This window comes from Yersinia sp. 2542 StPb PI (assembly GCF_048593855.1).
Taxonomy (GTDB): Bacteria; Pseudomonadota; Gammaproteobacteria; order Enterobacterales; family Enterobacteriaceae; genus Yersinia; species Yersinia enterocolitica_E.
Window position 1 is genome coordinate 1 of sequence record NZ_JAZGQA010000572.1, and the last position, 243, is coordinate 243.

Consider the following 243-nt stretch of genomic DNA (forward strand, 5'->3'; position numbering starts at 1 on the left):
GTGAGGTGGGGACTTTTATTTTATTTAGGCGAGTTAACATTATATCAGTTACAGGCCTGGCATGTAAGATAACCCCCCGTGACACTCCAACTTCATCTATTAATGGAAATTTATCAAAGAAATAAGGTGTAAAATAAGAAAGCCCATCAAGCAAATGTATTTCAACCGATGTTGCACGATCTTGCAATAATTCAACCCTACGATCTTGCCTCTGAAAATCATCCTGAAACTCTGCTGTTGGCG

1 pseudogene is annotated in these 243 nt (G+C 39.1%); it reads right to left on the reverse strand.

Features of this window, described 5'->3' with window-relative positions:
- A pseudogene (locus V1952_RS22780) lies at positions 1-243 on the reverse strand (helix-turn-helix transcriptional regulator); the annotation flags it as partial.